12 protein-coding genes are annotated in these 15,145 nt (G+C 62.8%); 7 read left to right on the top strand and 5 right to left on the bottom strand.

The window, feature by feature from the left end; genetic code table 11:
• Positions 1-36: 36 nt before the first annotated feature.
• The 5 genes from U4Y90_RS16225 to U4Y90_RS16205 form a co-directional block, all read right to left on the bottom strand.
• The gene (locus U4Y90_RS16225) at positions 37-1,458 is read right to left on the bottom strand and encodes an amidohydrolase family protein (protein WP_321795928.1); all 1,422 of its coding nucleotides are present in this window, start codon (positions 1,456-1,458) and stop codon (positions 37-39) included.
• Between the two features lie 13 nt (positions 1,459-1,471).
• Positions 1,472-2,257, bottom strand: a complete 786-nt coding sequence (locus U4Y90_RS16220; protein ID WP_415749367.1) for an ABC transporter permease — start codon at positions 2,255-2,257, stop codon at positions 1,472-1,474.
• 65 nt (positions 2,258-2,322) lie between these two features.
• Positions 2,323-3,111: an ABC transporter ATP-binding protein gene (locus tag U4Y90_RS16215; protein WP_321795925.1), complete on the bottom strand. Its 789-nt coding sequence runs from the start codon at positions 3,109-3,111 to the stop codon at positions 2,323-2,325.
• 3 nt (positions 3,112-3,114) lie between these two features.
• On the bottom strand, positions 3,115-4,149 hold the full coding sequence (locus U4Y90_RS16210; RefSeq protein ID WP_321795923.1) for an aromatic ring-hydroxylating dioxygenase subunit alpha: 1,035 nt from the start codon (positions 4,147-4,149) through the stop codon (positions 3,115-3,117).
• A 42-nt stretch (positions 4,150-4,191) separates the two neighbouring features.
• The gene (locus U4Y90_RS16205) at positions 4,192-5,163 is read right to left on the bottom strand and encodes an ABC transporter substrate-binding protein (protein ID WP_321795922.1); all 972 of its coding nucleotides are present in this window, start codon (positions 5,161-5,163) and stop codon (positions 4,192-4,194) included.
• A 390-nt stretch (positions 5,164-5,553) separates the two neighbouring features.
• Here U4Y90_RS16205 and U4Y90_RS16200 point away from each other — a divergent pair, with 390 nt between their 5' ends.
• The 7 genes from U4Y90_RS16200 to U4Y90_RS16170 all read left to right on the top strand — a co-directional run bounded on the left by U4Y90_RS16200 (position 5,554) and on the right by U4Y90_RS16170 (position 15,145).
• Positions 5,554-5,922, top strand: a complete 369-nt coding sequence (locus U4Y90_RS16200) for a DUF2784 domain-containing protein (protein ID WP_321795920.1) — start codon at positions 5,554-5,556, stop codon at positions 5,920-5,922.
• A 389-nt stretch (positions 5,923-6,311) separates the two neighbouring features.
• Positions 6,312-8,732, top strand: a complete 2,421-nt coding sequence (locus tag U4Y90_RS16195; protein WP_321795919.1) for an EAL domain-containing protein — start codon at positions 6,312-6,314, stop codon at positions 8,730-8,732.
• Positions 8,733-8,738: 6 nt separating this feature from the next.
• Positions 8,739-9,476: a TenA family transcriptional regulator gene (locus U4Y90_RS16190; RefSeq protein WP_321795917.1), complete on the top strand. Its 738-nt coding sequence runs from the start codon at positions 8,739-8,741 to the stop codon at positions 9,474-9,476.
• 124 nt (positions 9,477-9,600) lie between these two features.
• Entirely contained in the window at positions 9,601-10,332 is a 732-nt protein-coding gene (locus tag U4Y90_RS16185) for an OmpW/AlkL family protein (protein WP_415749366.1), read from the top strand.
• Positions 10,333-10,669: 337 nt separating this feature from the next.
• Positions 10,670-11,806 carry an ABC transporter substrate-binding protein gene (locus tag U4Y90_RS16180; RefSeq protein WP_415749363.1) on the top strand — a complete coding sequence of 379 codons (1,137 nt, stop codon included), beginning with the start codon at positions 10,670-10,672 and terminating at the stop codon, positions 11,804-11,806.
• Entirely contained in the window at positions 11,803-13,617 is a 1,815-nt protein-coding gene (locus tag U4Y90_RS16175; protein WP_321795913.1) for a diguanylate cyclase domain-containing protein, read from the top strand. The genes U4Y90_RS16180 and U4Y90_RS16175 overlap by 4 nt, the downstream gene beginning before the upstream one ends.
• Positions 13,618-13,714: 97 nt before the next feature.
• Entirely contained in the window at positions 13,715-15,145 is a 1,431-nt protein-coding gene (locus tag U4Y90_RS16170) for an FAD-binding oxidoreductase (protein ID WP_321795911.1), read from the top strand.

Raw genomic sequence — 15,145 nt, 5'->3', positions numbered from 1 at the left:
CGTGCGCCAGCGCACGTCATCCGGAGCGCCCCGGCTTCAGGCCGCTTCCTCGATCATCGCCCGGACTTCTCGCGCGGCCTCGCGGCGTAGCGCCGTCAGATCGACATTCGGCAGCACGTCGTTTCGCACGATGCACTCGCCCGCGCAGAACAACGCTGCAAGTTCGGGACGCCCGCCCGAGACGACCGGTCCTATCGCCATGTCATGCAAGCCGAAGTAGCGCGGATCGTCGAGCCGGTAGACGGCGATATCCGCCTCCGCGCCCGCTTCGATCCTGCCGACGCCTTCCAGGCCGAGCACGCGCGCTCCGCCCTCCGTGCCCCAGTGCACGACCTCTTCCACCGACGCCGCGTCCGCGCCGCCTTCGAAGCGTCCGCCGCGATATTCGGGCTGCGCCGCCATGCCGCGCCGCGCCCGCTGCGCGAGCCACGCCATGTGCACTTCAGAAATCATGTCGGCGGCTTCGTTGGAGGCTGCACCATCCACGCCGATCGACACCGGCACCCCCGCGTCCGCCAGTTCCCGCACCGGCGCGATGCCGCTGCCCAGACGCCCGTTCGACTGCGGACAATGCGCGATGCCGGTCTTCGTCGCGGCGAGCAGCTCGATCTCGCTCGCATCCAGCTTGACGAGATGCGCGTACCACGCGTCTTCGCCGAGCCAACCGTGCTCGCCGCAAAACTCGACCGGCGTGAGCCGATGCATCGCGTGCGCGCTGTCCTGATAGTTGACCGTCTCCGACAGGTGACTGTGCAGACGCAATCCGAGCCTGCGCGCCTCTTTCGCGATGGATCGCATTTCGGCCGGCGAGATCGAGAACAGCACCGTGGTCGGCGCGGCGACCACGCGGCGCATCGAGCGTGGCGCGGCATCGTGGAAAGTCGACGCGAGACGTTCGAGGTCGGTCATGAAGGCATCGAGCGATTCCGGACGCATGGCGCCGGGCAGTTCCGCTTCGAGCTGACGCGTGCGCGTTGCGCCGCCGCGCAACAGCGCGAACCGCACGCCGAGCTTCTCCGCTTCCTCGAACAGGATGGCCGAACTATCGAAGGGCATGTCGGGGTAATACACGTAGTTGTGGTCCGCGATGGTCGTGCAACCCGAGCGGATCAGCTCGATCATGCCGATGCGCGCCGCCAGGCGAAAGCGCTTCTCGTCGAAACTTGCGCGATACCGGTACGGCGTAGCCGCGAGCCACGGCGTGAGCGATGCGTTTATTCCCGCCGGATCGCCCTTCAGGAGTGCCTGAAACAGGTGATGATGTGTGTTGACCCACGCGGGATAGACGACGCAGTCCGTGGCGTCGATGATCGATTCGCCCGGCTCGGGCGCAAGCGCGCCGATAGCCCGAATGCGCGTGCCGCCGATACGGATGTCCGGACCGGCCAGGCGCGCCGGCTGGTTCACGCCGCCGCCCGTCATGATGGCCGCTGCGTTTCGAATCAGGGTAGTCGTCATATCGGCTCGTTCCTCAGAGTTCACTTTCATGCCAGCCGCGCAAGCCCAGCCGCGAGACCCAGACGGTGATGCCGAACAGCACCACGCCCGTGACGGTGATCAGCATCAGCGCTGCGAACAGGCGCGGAATGTTCAACTGGAAGCCGGCCTGCAAGATCTGATAGGCGAGCCCCGATCCCGTCCCGCCGGTGCCCGCGACGAATTCCGCCACCACCGCGCCGATCAGCGACAGGCCGCTCGAAATGCGCAGCCCGCCGAAGAAATACGGCAGCGCGCTCGGAATGCGCAAGCGCACGAGCGTCTGCCAGCGCGTCGCTCGATTGATGCGAAACAGATTGACGAGTCCCGGATTGACGCTGCGCAGTCCGAGCGCCGTGTTCGAGATGATCGGAAACAGGGCGACGAGCGTCGCGCAGATCACCAGCGCGAAGGTCGTGTCCTTCACCCAGATGATGATGAGGGGCGCGATGGCGACGATCGGCGTCACCTGCAGCAGGATCGCGTAGGGAAAGAAGCTCGCTTCGATGAGCGGACTCTGCGCGAACACGAGCGCGACCATCACGCCCAGCACCGTCGCGAGCGCGAAGGCCAGCAGCGTGATCTTCAACGTCGCGAAGAGCGCGGCGAACAACATCGGCGCATCGATGACGAGTTGGCGCGCAATGTCATGCGGCGCGGGCACCAGATACACCGGAACTTCGAAGACTGCGCACGCCGCTTCCCAGATCAGCAGCATCAGTGCGCCGACCAGCCAGGGCGCAAGCGCCTTCAGCGCGCCGGGACGCTGCAACAAGGGCATGCGCGCGCTGACCGCTTTCCGTTCGATGGCGGCGGGCTTGCTGGCAATGGTTTCGCTCATCATCGTTACGCTCCTTGCAGTTGATGCGCGTCGGAGATCAGATCCGAAAGCGTCTTGCAGTGTTCGAGGAACGGCGCGGACACCCGGTAGGCATCGTCGCGCGCCTGCGTGCCGTCGATGGGCACGTCGGCGATCACGCGTCCGGGGCGCGCCTGCATCACCACGACGCGGCTCGACAGATACACCGCTTCGTAGATACTGTGCGTGACGAACACCACCGTCATGCCGCGCGCCTTCCACAGCGCGCGCAGGTCGGCGTCGAGCTTGTTGCGCGTGAACTCGTCGAGCGCGCCGAACGGCTCGTCGAGCAGGAGCAGGTCAGGCTCCGTGACGAGCGCGCGAGCCAGCGACGCGCGCATCTGCATGCCGCCGGACAACTCGCGCGGACGCGCGTTGCCGAAGCCCGTCAGTCCCACGTTGGCGAGCGCATCGACGACGCGTGCGTCGGCTTCCTTGCGCGGCACGTGCGCCAGATCGAGCGGCAAGCGGACGTTCTCCGCGATGCTCGCCCACGGCATCAACGTAGCCTCCTGAAACACCATCGACATGCGGCGGCCTTGCGTGCCGACCGTGGAGAACGGCCGGCCCCACCAGCGCATATGGCCGTGCGTGGGCGTTTCGATGCCCGCGAACATTTTGAGCAGCGTGCTCTTGCCGCAGCCCGACGGCCCCAGCAGCGAAACGAATTCGCCCGCGCCGATATCGAGCCGCACGTCGGTCAGCGCCGTGGTGCCGTTCGCGTAGATCTTGTCGACGCGCTGCACGCTGAGCGCCGTATCGTGTTGATCGTTCATGGCTCAGGCCTCCGCGTCGATGCGAAACACTTCCTTCTCCCCGTGATCTTCGAGCAGCTTGAGCAGCATGCGCCGCATCAGCAGGCCGGGCTGATCGGAGACCATGTGACACTCCTGTTGACGACGCACGTCGATGCAGGCGTCGTAATCCGTCGCTTCGAGTATCTCGCGGTCCTCGTCCGTGATCGGGCGGTCCCAGTCGATCAGAGCCTGCGTGGAGCACTGCGCTTCGGTGTCGTTGCGATAGAGCCACTGCACGAGCATCATCGTTTTATCGTCGATGGGCGTCGCGCAGTTGTAGATGATGTGGTGAATGCCGCTCGCCGGATACATGCAGCCGAAGCGCCGCGCGAACGGCATGAACCAGCGGTTGACGAGATGCCGCTCGGTGATGTCGTCCGTGGTGCCGGTAATGCGAAAGCTCGCCTCCGGGTTGCGGATCGGCACGCGCGTCTCCGCTTCGAAGCCCCATTCGCCGGGACGAAATTCGTATTTCGACGGCTTCGGCTGATCGAATAGCCCGAAGTTCGATTTATGCACAAAGCTGAAGTGCGAGTTGTCGAACGAGTTTTCCATCATGCGCAAGGGGCTGGTGTTCCACTGCTCGTAGAATTGAAGAATGCGGCGATAGCCCGGCGCGCTCTCTTCCGGAAATTCGGGAATGGGCTGCAAGGGATCGTCGAGCGCGACCCACGCATAGCCGTAGCGTTGCTCGCATCGATACGACTGCACGATCGCGCGCGATGGAATCTCGCCCGCGCCATTCTGCGGAATCTTCACGCACTGGCCGGTGCAGTCGTAAGTCCAGCCGTGATAACCGCAGGCAATGTTGCCGTCCGCATCGACGAAGCCTTTCGAGAGCTTCGCCGTGCGATGGCAGCAGCGGTCGCGCAACGCGTGCGGCTTGCCGCCCGCTCCTTTCCACAGCACGATGTTCTCGCCGAGCAGCGTGAACGGTTTGGGGCCATCGTCGAGATGGGACATGGGCATCACTGCGTACCAGAAGCGGCGCAAGACTTTTTGGCGTGTCACCAGCATGGGGTCGTTCCTCGTTGTAGGTGGGCGCTTCGCTCGATGCCTTCAGGGCATGACCTTCGCGTTCTGCACGTACTTCAGCGTGTAGGCGCTCCTGTAGTCGGTGCTCGCCTTGAGCAGCTTCGCCGACACCATGTAGTCGTAGGTCTTCTTCCAGCGCGCGTCCGTCATCGCGCCGATGCCGAGCGTGGACGCATCGCCACCCGTCACGAGCTTGAGCGTCTTCAGTTGCGCGACGCCGAACGCGAGTTGCGCATCGGTCATCTCGGGGTTGTCCTTCTTGATGAGCGCGTTGCCCGGCGCCGGATCGGACAGATAGCTTTTCCAGCCTTCCATCGAGGCCCTCACGAAGCGCGCCACCACATCCGGCTTCGCGTCGATGGTCTTCTTCATGCCGACGAGGGTCGTGTTGTACGGCGGATAGCCGTCATCCGCGAACAGGAAGAAGTGCGTTTTCACATTGGCGCGTTCGGCCTGAAACGGCTCCGAGGACGGATACGCCTGCATCGCCACGTTCTTGTCGACGAAGAAGGGTTGAAGGTTGAAGGTATAGGGACGCGTCTGGCCCTCCGTATAGCCGTACTTTTCCTTGAGCCACGGCCACCACGACATACGGCCCGAACCGGCGACGAGAATCGTCTTGCCCTTGAGATCGCCCAGACGCTTCACGTCGTCGTGCGTGAGCATGCCTTGCGGGTCGAACTGGAATGAAGCGGCGACGGTCTCGACAGGAATGCCCGCCTCGATGGACGACAGAACCTGAAAGTCATAGCCCAGAATGAAGTCGGCCTGGCCGCCAACGAGCAACTGCATGCCGTTGACCTGCGGACCGCCCATCTTGATGGTGACATCGAGTCCGGCCTTCTTGTAGAGGCCGGTGGCGACAGCTTGATAGAAGCCGCCGTGCTCGGCTTGTGCGTACCAGCTCGTGAGGAGCGTGATGCGATCGTCGGCGTGAGCGGTAAGGGCGGCCGCACAGAGAACAGCGGTGCAAAAAAGGCGGCGAATGAAACGCATGAATGGCTCCCGAATGAGAACATTGGAAGACCATGAGGACGTTCGAGAGTCAGGGGCAATACTGCGTGTCCTGTCGTCGAAATCCGGCGATTTCGTTCGAACGCCGACATGGTCGACGTGGGCGCGCGATGCGCCCCAGGAGCAATGCCCCACGCCGAAGCGAACGATTCGCCTGGCGCTAGCCGCTTATACTCCGCTTCAGGCTTTAGCGAGAAGCGTGCCAATCTGGCAGACCTTGAGCGATGGGCGTCCGCCTCGATTGAACGCATCATCGCAGGGCATGCTCGCCCAACCGTCGCGCAAAGGGCACTGCGAAAGCGCACAAAGGCGAGCCTATCGCGGGTCTGGCGGACGTCGTTACATGTCATCGATAAACCAAGCGGACATCCAATGCCCTCGCCCGCCGATATCGTTCTCGCGCTGCACGCACTGGTCGTGCTATTCATCGTCGGTGGCCTGATCGCTATCTGGATCGGCGCAGGCGCGAGACGCTCCTGGGCGAGAAATCATGTCTTCCGGACGACTCATGTCGTGGCTATCGGGATCGTGGCGACGCTCGCGGTCCTCGATCTTCCATGCCCGCTGACCGTATTGGAAAGTTATCTCCGTGTCGGGCAGCCTGGTCCGCAAGGTTTCATTCAGCACTGGGTAAGTACGTTGTTGTATCTGGACTTGCCGGCCTGGGTGTTCGCCCTCGCTTATGTCGCTTTCTTCATCGCTGTAGTCGTAACCTGGCGTCGCATCCCACCCGGTTCGTGAGTCAGGGGTCGATGATTTATTTCGCCATCCGAAATGATGTTGCGAGCGCTTTGCAGACCATCCGGATTGGCAATCGAACGTTCGTTCTTCAACAAGCTTGACCGGCCTACCTCGCTCAGCCCTCGCAAAGAATTCCGCATGCGAGAAAACAACAGTCGGCCCGATTCGTCCAATCAAACCCTTCACTTCAAGATTCCTCGCGGTACCATCGCAGCCCGTCTTTCAGCTTTCGAATAGATCCTCAAGTTCATATCCCCCGCGCCGTTATAGAACGAAGCGACTGATCTTTTCGTCGGCAAACCGGCTGTTCGGATCGTCTGCGGAGATCACGGCCGGAATGGGCGACCTGTTGCCGCGACGTCACTGAAAAATTCAAAGCAAGGCTCGATATGCCAGCGGCATCGAAGACCAATCGACAGTTGTTCAAGACCACGGGACCGTTCGTGGCAGTCGTCGCGTCGTTGCTCGCACTGGTCGCGACAAGCCTGTCGATCATGTCCTCGGTGCGTGCATACATCGGCGGTGAGAGTACATGGTCGAAGGGGCAGAAGGACGCAGTCTTCTACCTGATCCGCTACGCGCAGACCGGCGAGGAGGAAGCGTTTCGCCAATACGAAAGCGCGATCTCGTTTCCGCTCAATCTGAAGCGCGCGCGCCTCGCCCTCGACGGCGCCCGTCCCGACCCTGACACAGCGCGAACGGCGCTGCTGGCGAGCGGCGTCGATCCCGCCGACGTCAGTTCGGTCATTTGGGTCTTCATGACTTTCCGGCGCGCAAGCTACTTTGAACAAGCCGTTACCTATTGGACGCGCGGCGATGCGCTCGTCGAACAACTCGTCACTGCCGCGAACGAACTTCGCATCGCCAAAAAGGCCGGCCCTTCGGACCGGCTCCAGGTCGAGTTCCTGAAAGACGAAATCTGGAACATCAATTCGGCGATTGCACCCATCTCGCGCGCTTTCGCCGATGTGCTCGGCGTCGCATTCCGCAAGACCGCGCTACTCCTGTTCGCCGTCAACGTGGTCGTCGCGGTCCTGCTGGTTTCCTTGTCGGTGTGGTACGCGCGGCGCTTCATTACGGCCCGGATCGCGTCCGAACATGCACTGAGACGAAGCGAGGCGCGCGCAAAGGCCACGCTCGGCTCGATCGGCGAGGCCGTGATCTCCGTCGGACCGACCGGTCTCGTCGAATTCATCAACCCGGCGGCCGAACGGCTCTTCTGCCGCGACGCGGCCGGCTGCGTGAACCGTCCATTGACCGAGCTCGTCTCCATCGCGCGCGAATGGGATCGCCAGCCCGTCGACCTGATCGAGCAGGCGCTGCGCGGCGAGCAGCCATGGGATGCGAGCACTGATCTGGTGCTGACCAACGCAGGCGGTCTCGAAACTTCCGTGCAGGCAATAACATCCGTTGTCCACGATACGTCCGACGCGATAACGGGCGTGGTGCTGCTGTTGCGGAACATGATGCGCGAGCGCGAATATGTCGCTGAACTTTCATGGCAGGCATCGCACGACGGACTCACGGGCTTGCTCAACCGAACCGAGTTCGAGCGCCGACTGTTCGCATCGCTCGATACCCAATTGAGCGTCGACGGCACGCAGCGCACCTGCATGCTGATGACGATCGACCTCGATCAATTCAAGGTCGTCAACGATACCTACGGCCACGCGGCGGGCGATACGATGCTTCGCGAAGTGGCGAGGCTGATCAAGCAATGCCTGCGCGAAGAAGACTCGCTAGCACGTTTGGGCGGCGACGAATTCGCCGCACTCATGTTCGATTGCGACGAACGCGCTGCGATGCAAATTGCCGAGCGGCTGAGACAGCAGGTCGCGTCGTTCGAATGGTCGTGCGAGACCCATAAGCTCTCGACGAGCGTAAGCATCGGTTTAGTCGATCTGTGCGGCCTCGACATGGAGACCGCGATGCGCTTCGGCGATATCGCGTGCTATCTCGCCAAGGAGCGGGGTCGCGACCGGGTGCATCTCGCCGTGCGCGGCGACAAGGAGCTCACGCGTCACGCTAGCGCGATGTCCTGGTGTGGCCGCATCAAGGACGCCCTGGCGAACAACCGGTTCTGCCTATACGGTCAGGAAATCCGCCCCGCCAGGCCGGCTGACCTGCATAAAACCATCGAGCATCCCCGCCACGTGGAGGTGCTCCTGCGCATGGTCGGCGACAGCGGCAAGATCGTGTCGCCCTATCATTTCCTGCCCGCCGCCGAGCGTTATGGATTGATGTCCGCCATCGACCGCTGGGTGGTGCGCGCGGTGTTCGCGACGCTCGCCAGGACCGGAAATCCCGAAGGCATTCAATACGCAATCAACCTGTCCGGCGCCTCGATCGGCGACGAGCGCTTCCTGCAATTCCTGACAGACCAGTTCGAGATCAGCAACGTCGATCCCGCGTCGATTTGCTTCGAAGTGACGGAAACCACGGCAGTCGCCAACCTCGCGGCCGCTGCGCGCTTCATCCGCGAACTCAAGATGCGCGGATGCAAATTCTCGCTCGACGACTTCGGCGCCGGCATGTCCTCGTTTGGCTATCTGAAGCATCTGCCCGTCGACTACATCAAGATCGACGGCGGATTCATCAAGGACATGCTGAAAGATGCCGTAAACAGAGACATGGTGGCGGCGATCAACGATATCGGCCACTCCATGGAGCGCATGACGATCGCGGAATACGTCGAGAGTGAGGCGATTCTGCAGGCGCTCGGCGCAATGGGCGTTGATTTCGTCCAGGGCTTCCATGTCGGCCGGCCCGTGCTGTGGGCGCAAAACGTTGAATTTCTTGAGGTGACGTAGGAGGAGATGTTGGATCCCACTTTTCAGCGAGTTGGCGATTTGAAGGACATTGCCAGCTACCCAGCCTGGTTAGGCGACGTGCTCTCCGAGACGAACGACGCCAAGCGGCAGATCGTCGACCATCCGATCTTTGCCGCGATGCGCGAGGCCGCGTTGACGCCGCGTCAGGCCGAGGCGTTTCTGGTGAATGGCTGGCCGGTCGTCGAGCAGTTTCCGCACTACATGGCGATGAATCTCCAGAAGGTGCGCTACGGCCATTCGCGTGGCGAAGATCTGGCGCGGCGCTATTTGACGCGCAATATTCGCGTCGAGCAAAACCACGCGGACTACTGGGTCGACTGGGCAGCCGCGCACGATGTGAACAAGCGCGCGCTGATGAAAGGCAACGGCCCGTCGCTCGCTTATGCACTGTCGCACTGGTGCTGGAAAAGCAGTAGCAGCGACCCGCTTGCCGCGAGCATTGCCGCCACCAACTTCGCCATCGAAGGCGTCACCGGCGAGTGGTCGACTTTGGTTTGCAGCAGCGATACCTACGCGAACAGCTTTCCCACCTCGATGCGCCGCAAGGCCATGCGCTGGCTCAGTCTGCACGCGCACTACGACGACGCGCATCCCTGGGAAGCGCTCGAGATCGTGGCGACACTGCTCGGCAACGCTCCCGGTGTCGACGAGGTGCATGCAGTCAAGCGCAGCATCGAGATGAGTTACGAATATTTCAGGGTAAGCCTCGACTGCTGTCTATAGCGAAACCTGTTTAACCGCTTTGCGTTGTTGTGCGCTCATCGCCTCGGGGTTTCACGCCCTGGGCGATGCGAATGCGCTCGCCTGTCACCGATTGATATCTGAAACGAGAAGAGAAGACATGAAGCTGAAACATATCGCCTGCGCAGCCCTTTCGGCATTGGGCATGGCATGCGCAACGGGCGCACACGCACAATCGGCGGGCGATTTCCAGGTCAGTGCCGGCTGGATGCATTTCGCGCCGCAGGAATCGAGCGGTCCGTTCAACGTCACCGCATTGGGTCAAACAGTAACGAAACAAGGCGCGAGCGCATCCGTGAGCGATGCCGATACATTCGGACTGACGTTGCAATACTTCGTCACCGATCACATCGCCGTTGAAGCAGTGACCGGCGTCCCGCCGAAATTCCATCTCAACGGCGAAGGCACGCTCGGGCCATTGGGCGAACTCGGTACAGCGCGAGAATGGAGCCCGACACTGTTGCTCAAGTATTACTTTCTCAATGCCCAGAGCAAGTTCCGGCCTTATGTCGGCGCGGGCGCGTCATATGTATGGTTTTCGGATGTCAAGCTGAGCCAGCAGATGGCGAACGGCGCCTTCCTCTATTCGCCGCAGACCGGCACCGCCTTGACGGGTCCCACGAGCGTGCATATCAGCAATTCGTTCGCGCCGGTCGTGAACGCGGGGCTGTCGTACAACTTCGACAAACACTGGTCGGCGGCCTTCTCGGTGTCGTACATGTGGCTGTCGGCACGCGCGACGCTCACGACGAACTCGGCCGTCGGGCAAGTCAGAAGCGAATCCAAGCTGAAACTGGACCCGATCGTCACGTTCCTGTCGGTCGGATATACGTTCTGAGCCGGGTCGGCAATGAGTGGCGGCTAGTCGGCGGGAGGACCCGCGCGGATCGGGACGACGCGTAGTAGCCGCACTCGAAAACCCGGCATCCGTCTGCCGATGGCGGGTTTGCGCGCATTGCGGCGTCGAACAATCCGGCGCGGCTAAAGATCTCCCGGACAAAACCGATAACGCAATGGAGCTGCTTCAGGATTTCGCACGCCGCTCTCGCTCGGCTCCGTCGAATCGAGCCGGCTGTGATGCTATAAACGCGGCGCATCAGATCATCGGTCGAGGCACAGCCACACGAAAATCGTAATTGTGTTGTCTTTACATGCGACGGCAGAAGAACGGACAAATGAGCCTTGCTCCTTCACCGCCTAGCCGGAGAATCATCCGGCGGCCCTGGACACGCGCGATTGCAAGGCGCGTATTTCGGCGCGTCTATTTCTCCTGCGGCGCTCCGGGCGCCGCGCTCGTTTGCTTTGCACTGACATTGTGCAGCGTGCCGGCGTTCGCCCAGGAAAACGTGCTGCGCGTGCTCGCATGGCCGGGTTATGCGGACAACGATGTCGTAAAGGCTTTCGAAGTTCGCTTCGAAGCACGCGTCGAAGTGACCCTCGTGGACTCCGACGAAGCGCTGTGGGACAAGATGCACGCAAGCGGAAAGCCACCGTTCGACGTACTGGCCGCCAACACCGCGGAAATACACCGCTATGCGCAGGAAAACCTGCTCACTCCGCTCGATCTGGGCAAGCTGCCCAACACGCAACATCAACTGCCGCAGTTTCGCGCGCTTTCGTCGATCAACGGGCTGACCGGGAACGGTAAAGCCTACGCGATCCCTTTCACGTATTCGTCGATGGGACTGATCTACGATCGCAAGCAAATTCCCGTTGCACCGCGCTCCATGAAGGAGCTCTGGAATCCGCGCTATCAGGGCAAGGTGCTCGACTTCAACAGCGCGCAGCATAACTTTTCGTTCGCGGCGCTGGCGCTCGGCTACCCTCATCCGTTCCGGCTCACCGACGCGCAGATGCGCGAGATCGCGCGAAAGCTGGTCGATTTGCGGCGTAACCTGCTCACTTATTACACGCTGCCCGAGGAAGCGACGGCATCCTTCATTCAGCACAAAGCCGCGCTCATGTTCGGCAACTACGGCACCCAGCAGCTCGCGCAGTTGCGCAAGGCCGGTGCGGATGTGGGCTATGTCATCCCCGAGGAGGGTGCGCTTGCCTGGCTCGACTGCTGGGCCGTAACCCGAACGGCCACGAACCGGCCGCTCGCGCTCGCTTGGATCAACTACATGCTCGAACCTGACGTGAGCGCCCTGCTCACGCAGCGACAGGGTCTTGCGAACACGTTGTTCCCGCCGTCCGACTACAGCAACGACAGCGCTCATCTCATCTGGATACAGCCTGTGGAAAACATCGAGGAGCGCGAGTCGCTATGGAGCCGGATCGTGTCCGGCGACCGGCCGGAGCGCTTCCCATGATGCGGCCCGGACTGATGTTCAAGCTGTCGTTGCTGCTTGCCTTCATTGGCGTGCTGGCGTCGGGATCGACCGGCTTCTACGCGTATCGCGCCAACCGCGCCATGCTGGTCGGCGAGGCGGGGCGCAATCTTCTCACTGCGACCGAGTTGCTCGGCCGCCGCTTCTCGGTCGCCATCGACGACATGGCCGCCGACGCGCTCGTGCTCGCGAGCATGCCGTCCTCGGCGCTCGTTGCGCAATCGTCGGACGACGTAAAGGCAAAGACGGACCGGGCGCGTCTCGCGCAAGTCTTCTCGAGCTTCATGCTCCATCATCCCGGCTACCTGCAGGCACGGCTCATTTCGCGCGACCAATTCGGGCTGGAAAGAATCCGCTTCGATCGCGACGGATCCGGCATCGTCGAAGTTCAAGGCGCAAACCTGCAGGAAAAAGGCCAGTTCGCATACGTGTTCGACACGCTGGCGCTGGCGCCCGGCCACGTGTATATCGGGCCGATCACCATCAATCGCGAACGCGGCGCGCACTACGCCGAAGGCAAGCCCGTCCTGCACCTCGCCGCCCCGGTCGCCACGCCCGCGGGCGTCGTCGTAGGCGTCGTGGTGCTCGACGTGGATCTCGCCGTCCTGCTCAAGCTGCTGCGGACCGATTTGCCTCCCGACTATGAGGTGTATCTCGCCAACGAATGGGGCGACTTCCTCGTTCATCCCGATGCCTCGCAGGCGTTCGGCTTCGATAAAGGACGCCGCGTGTTCATGCAGGACAGCTTCGCCGCGACGAAGCCGCTCTTCGATCGCGCGCAAAACAGCGTGCTGATCAACGGGCTCGCCAACCCGGAGCAGGCGCTCAACGCGGTGCTCGCGTTCGTGAAGCGGCCGTTCGGCACGTCCGCGGGCAATCGCTTCATCGTGCTCGGACTTGGCAAGCCGCTCTCGGGCGTGCTGGCCGGTGCGAGTCTGCTCGGCGATCAGATCGTCCGAATGGTGCTGTTTTCGAGCGTGACGGCGCTCCTGCTCGCCATCCTGTTCGCGCGCGCGCTGACGAGGCCGCTGCAGATACTGACCCACGCGGCCACGCATTTTTTTGCCGAAACCGCGACTGAAGCATTGCCGCTCAAACGCACCGACGAGATCGGCATGCTCGCGCGCTGCTTCGACCGCATGCGGCGCGAAATCAGGTCCCAGGTGGATGCGCTACACGACAAGCAGCATCAGCTCGCGTATCTGGCCAATCACGATGTGCTCACGAGCCTGCCGAACCGCATGATGTTCATGCAGAGGCTCGACGCGGCAGTGCAGGACGCGACGGCAAACGGCGAGCGACTCGCCGTGCTGTTCGTCGATCTGGACCGGTTCAAGCAGATCAACGACCAGTTCGGTCATTCGTTCGGCGACACCGTGCTCGTGGCCGTGGCGCATCGCCTGCAACAAGTGATATCGCGGGGACACACCGTGGCGAGACTGGGCGGCGACGAATTTGTCGTTCTGGTGGAAGGTGCGTACTCCTCCGACTCGGCGACGGATCTCGCCGCGAAGATCGTGCAAGCGCTCGATAGCGAACTTCCCGTGGAAGGGAGACAGGTGGCTGTCGGCGCAAGTGTCGGTATCAGCGAGTTTCCGCAAGACGGCGTCTCCGGGCGCGACCTGCTTCTCCATGCGGACACTGCGATGTATGTCGCGAAGTCGAAAGGACGCGGCTTCTGGCAACGCTATGGCGACCTGTCCGGGGAGCAGCGTGTCAAGACCGCCTACGAGATGACGATTGCCGACGAGAACGAGAGGCCGTTGTACCATGCCCGCAGCGCCGCAAGATGACGCGGCGCAGATCGGACACGTCACGCCTCGCATGACGTGTTGTGCCGGTCTCGAGCGCCCGAATCCGGCAACATCAACGTCTCTTCCGAATGAACTGATGCAGACCCACGACTTCGCCGCCGCCGGCGGCAAACAGGACGGCGAGCCAACGAACTCGATTGCGATCGAGTCCGCGCTCGTCGCGGAACTCGGGGCGGATCTCGTCACGCGCTCAGCGGATATCGATCCGCGCTACTTCACCGCGTACAACGAGGCCCCCGGTATGCGTCCGCGCGCGCTCGTGAGGCCGCGCAGCGTCGACGACGTATCGCGAACCCTTGCGTTGTGCGCGCGGCTCCGGCAGCCGGTCGTGCCGCAGGGCGGGCTGACCGGGCTCGCGCGAGGCGCGGTCGCGCTCGGCGGCGAAATCGTGTTGTCGATGGAACGGTTCGCGGGCATCGAGTCGCTCGATGCGGCGGCGGCGACGATCACCGTGCGGGCCGGCACTCCGTTGCAGACGGTGCAGGAAGCGGCGGACGCGGCCGGATTCACTTTCGGCGTGGATCTCGGCGCGCGCGGCTCGTGCCAGATCGGCGGAACGATCGCGACGAACGCGGGCGGCACGCGCGCGATTCGTTACGGGGTGATGCGCGAGCAGGTGCTCGGCCTCGAAGCGGTGCTTGCGGACGGCACGGTCTTGTCGTCGATGAACCGCATGCTGAAGAACAATGCCGGCTATGACCTGAAGCAACTCTTCATCGGCAGCGAGGGCACGCTCGGGATCATCACGCGCGCGGTGCTGCGACTTCGCCCGAAGCTCGCCGCGCCGGCGACCGCGATGTGCCGCGTCGCCGACTACGACGCGGTGCTGCGTCTGTGGGACCGGATGCGCGCCGTAGCGGAGGTCGTCAGCTTCGAGGCGATGTGGCCGTCGTTCTATCGATACGTCAGCCGTCACACGCCGGGCGTCGCGGCACCCTTCGCGGGCGAGGACGGATTCGCGGTGCTGATCGAATGCGCGACCAGCACGCCGGGCGGCGATGCGGCGCAGACGCTCGAAACGTGTCTCGCCGACTGCTTCGAAGCGGGGCTCGTCGACGATGCCGCGCTCGCGACTTCAGAGCGGCAGGCCCGCGACATGTGGACGCTGCGCGAAGGCCTTGCAATCGACGAGTTGCCGCATCTGATGAACTTCGACGTGAGCCTGCCGACCGGCGAGCTCGGCGCGTTCGCCGAGCGTTGCGAAGCGGCGCTGCGCTCGCGCTGGCCGGACATCGTGTGCCTTTTTTTCGGGCATATCGGCGACGGCAACGTGCATATCGGCGTGTCGCTCGCCGAGCTCGACGACGCACTCGCGGACGAACTCGACCGCACCGTCTACACAGTCGTTCAGGACATGGACGGATCGATCTCGGCCGAGCACGGCATCGGCGTGCTGAAGCGGCCATACCTCGCCTGCACACGCAGCGACGCCGAAATTGCCGTGATGCGACTGCTCAAGACGGCGCTCGATCCACATCGCATCCTGAATCCCGGCAAGGTGCTTTGA

Source organism: Caballeronia sp. J97 (assembly GCF_905220305.1).
Taxonomy (GTDB): domain Bacteria; phylum Pseudomonadota; class Gammaproteobacteria; order Burkholderiales; family Burkholderiaceae; genus Caballeronia.
This window is presented reverse-complemented; position numbering and strand designations above follow the sequence as displayed.

Excerpts from the sequence above, each read along its gene's own strand:
- U4Y90_RS16180 (WP_415749363.1), top strand. The coding sequence starts at position 10,670 with ATGAGCCTTGCTCCTTCACCGCCTAGCCGGAGAATCATCCGGCGGCCC.
- U4Y90_RS16205 (WP_321795922.1), bottom strand. The coding sequence starts at position 5,163 with ATGCGTTTCATTCGCCGCCTTTTTTGCACCGCTGTTCTCTGTGCGGCC.
- U4Y90_RS16220 (WP_415749367.1), bottom strand. The coding sequence starts at position 2,257 with ATGCCCTTGTTGCAGCGTCCCGGCGCGCTGAAGGCGCTTGCGCCCTGG.
- U4Y90_RS16170 (WP_321795911.1), top strand. The coding sequence starts at position 13,715 with ATGCAGACCCACGACTTCGCCGCCGCCGGCGGCAAACAGGACGGCGAG.
- U4Y90_RS16225 (WP_321795928.1), bottom strand. The coding sequence starts at position 1,458 with ATGACGACTACCCTGATTCGAAACGCAGCGGCCATCATGACGGGCGGC.
- U4Y90_RS16175 (WP_321795913.1), top strand. The coding sequence starts at position 11,803 with ATGATGCGGCCCGGACTGATGTTCAAGCTGTCGTTGCTGCTTGCCTTC.
- U4Y90_RS16210 (WP_321795923.1), bottom strand. The coding sequence starts at position 4,149 with ATGCTGGTGACACGCCAAAAAGTCTTGCGCCGCTTCTGGTACGCAGTG.
- U4Y90_RS16195 (WP_321795919.1), top strand. The coding sequence starts at position 6,312 with ATGCCAGCGGCATCGAAGACCAATCGACAGTTGTTCAAGACCACGGGA.
- U4Y90_RS16215 (WP_321795925.1), bottom strand. The coding sequence starts at position 3,111 with ATGAACGATCAACACGATACGGCGCTCAGCGTGCAGCGCGTCGACAAG.
- U4Y90_RS16200 (WP_321795920.1), top strand. The coding sequence starts at position 5,554 with ATGCCCTCGCCCGCCGATATCGTTCTCGCGCTGCACGCACTGGTCGTG.
- U4Y90_RS16190 (WP_321795917.1), top strand. The coding sequence starts at position 8,739 with ATGTTGGATCCCACTTTTCAGCGAGTTGGCGATTTGAAGGACATTGCC.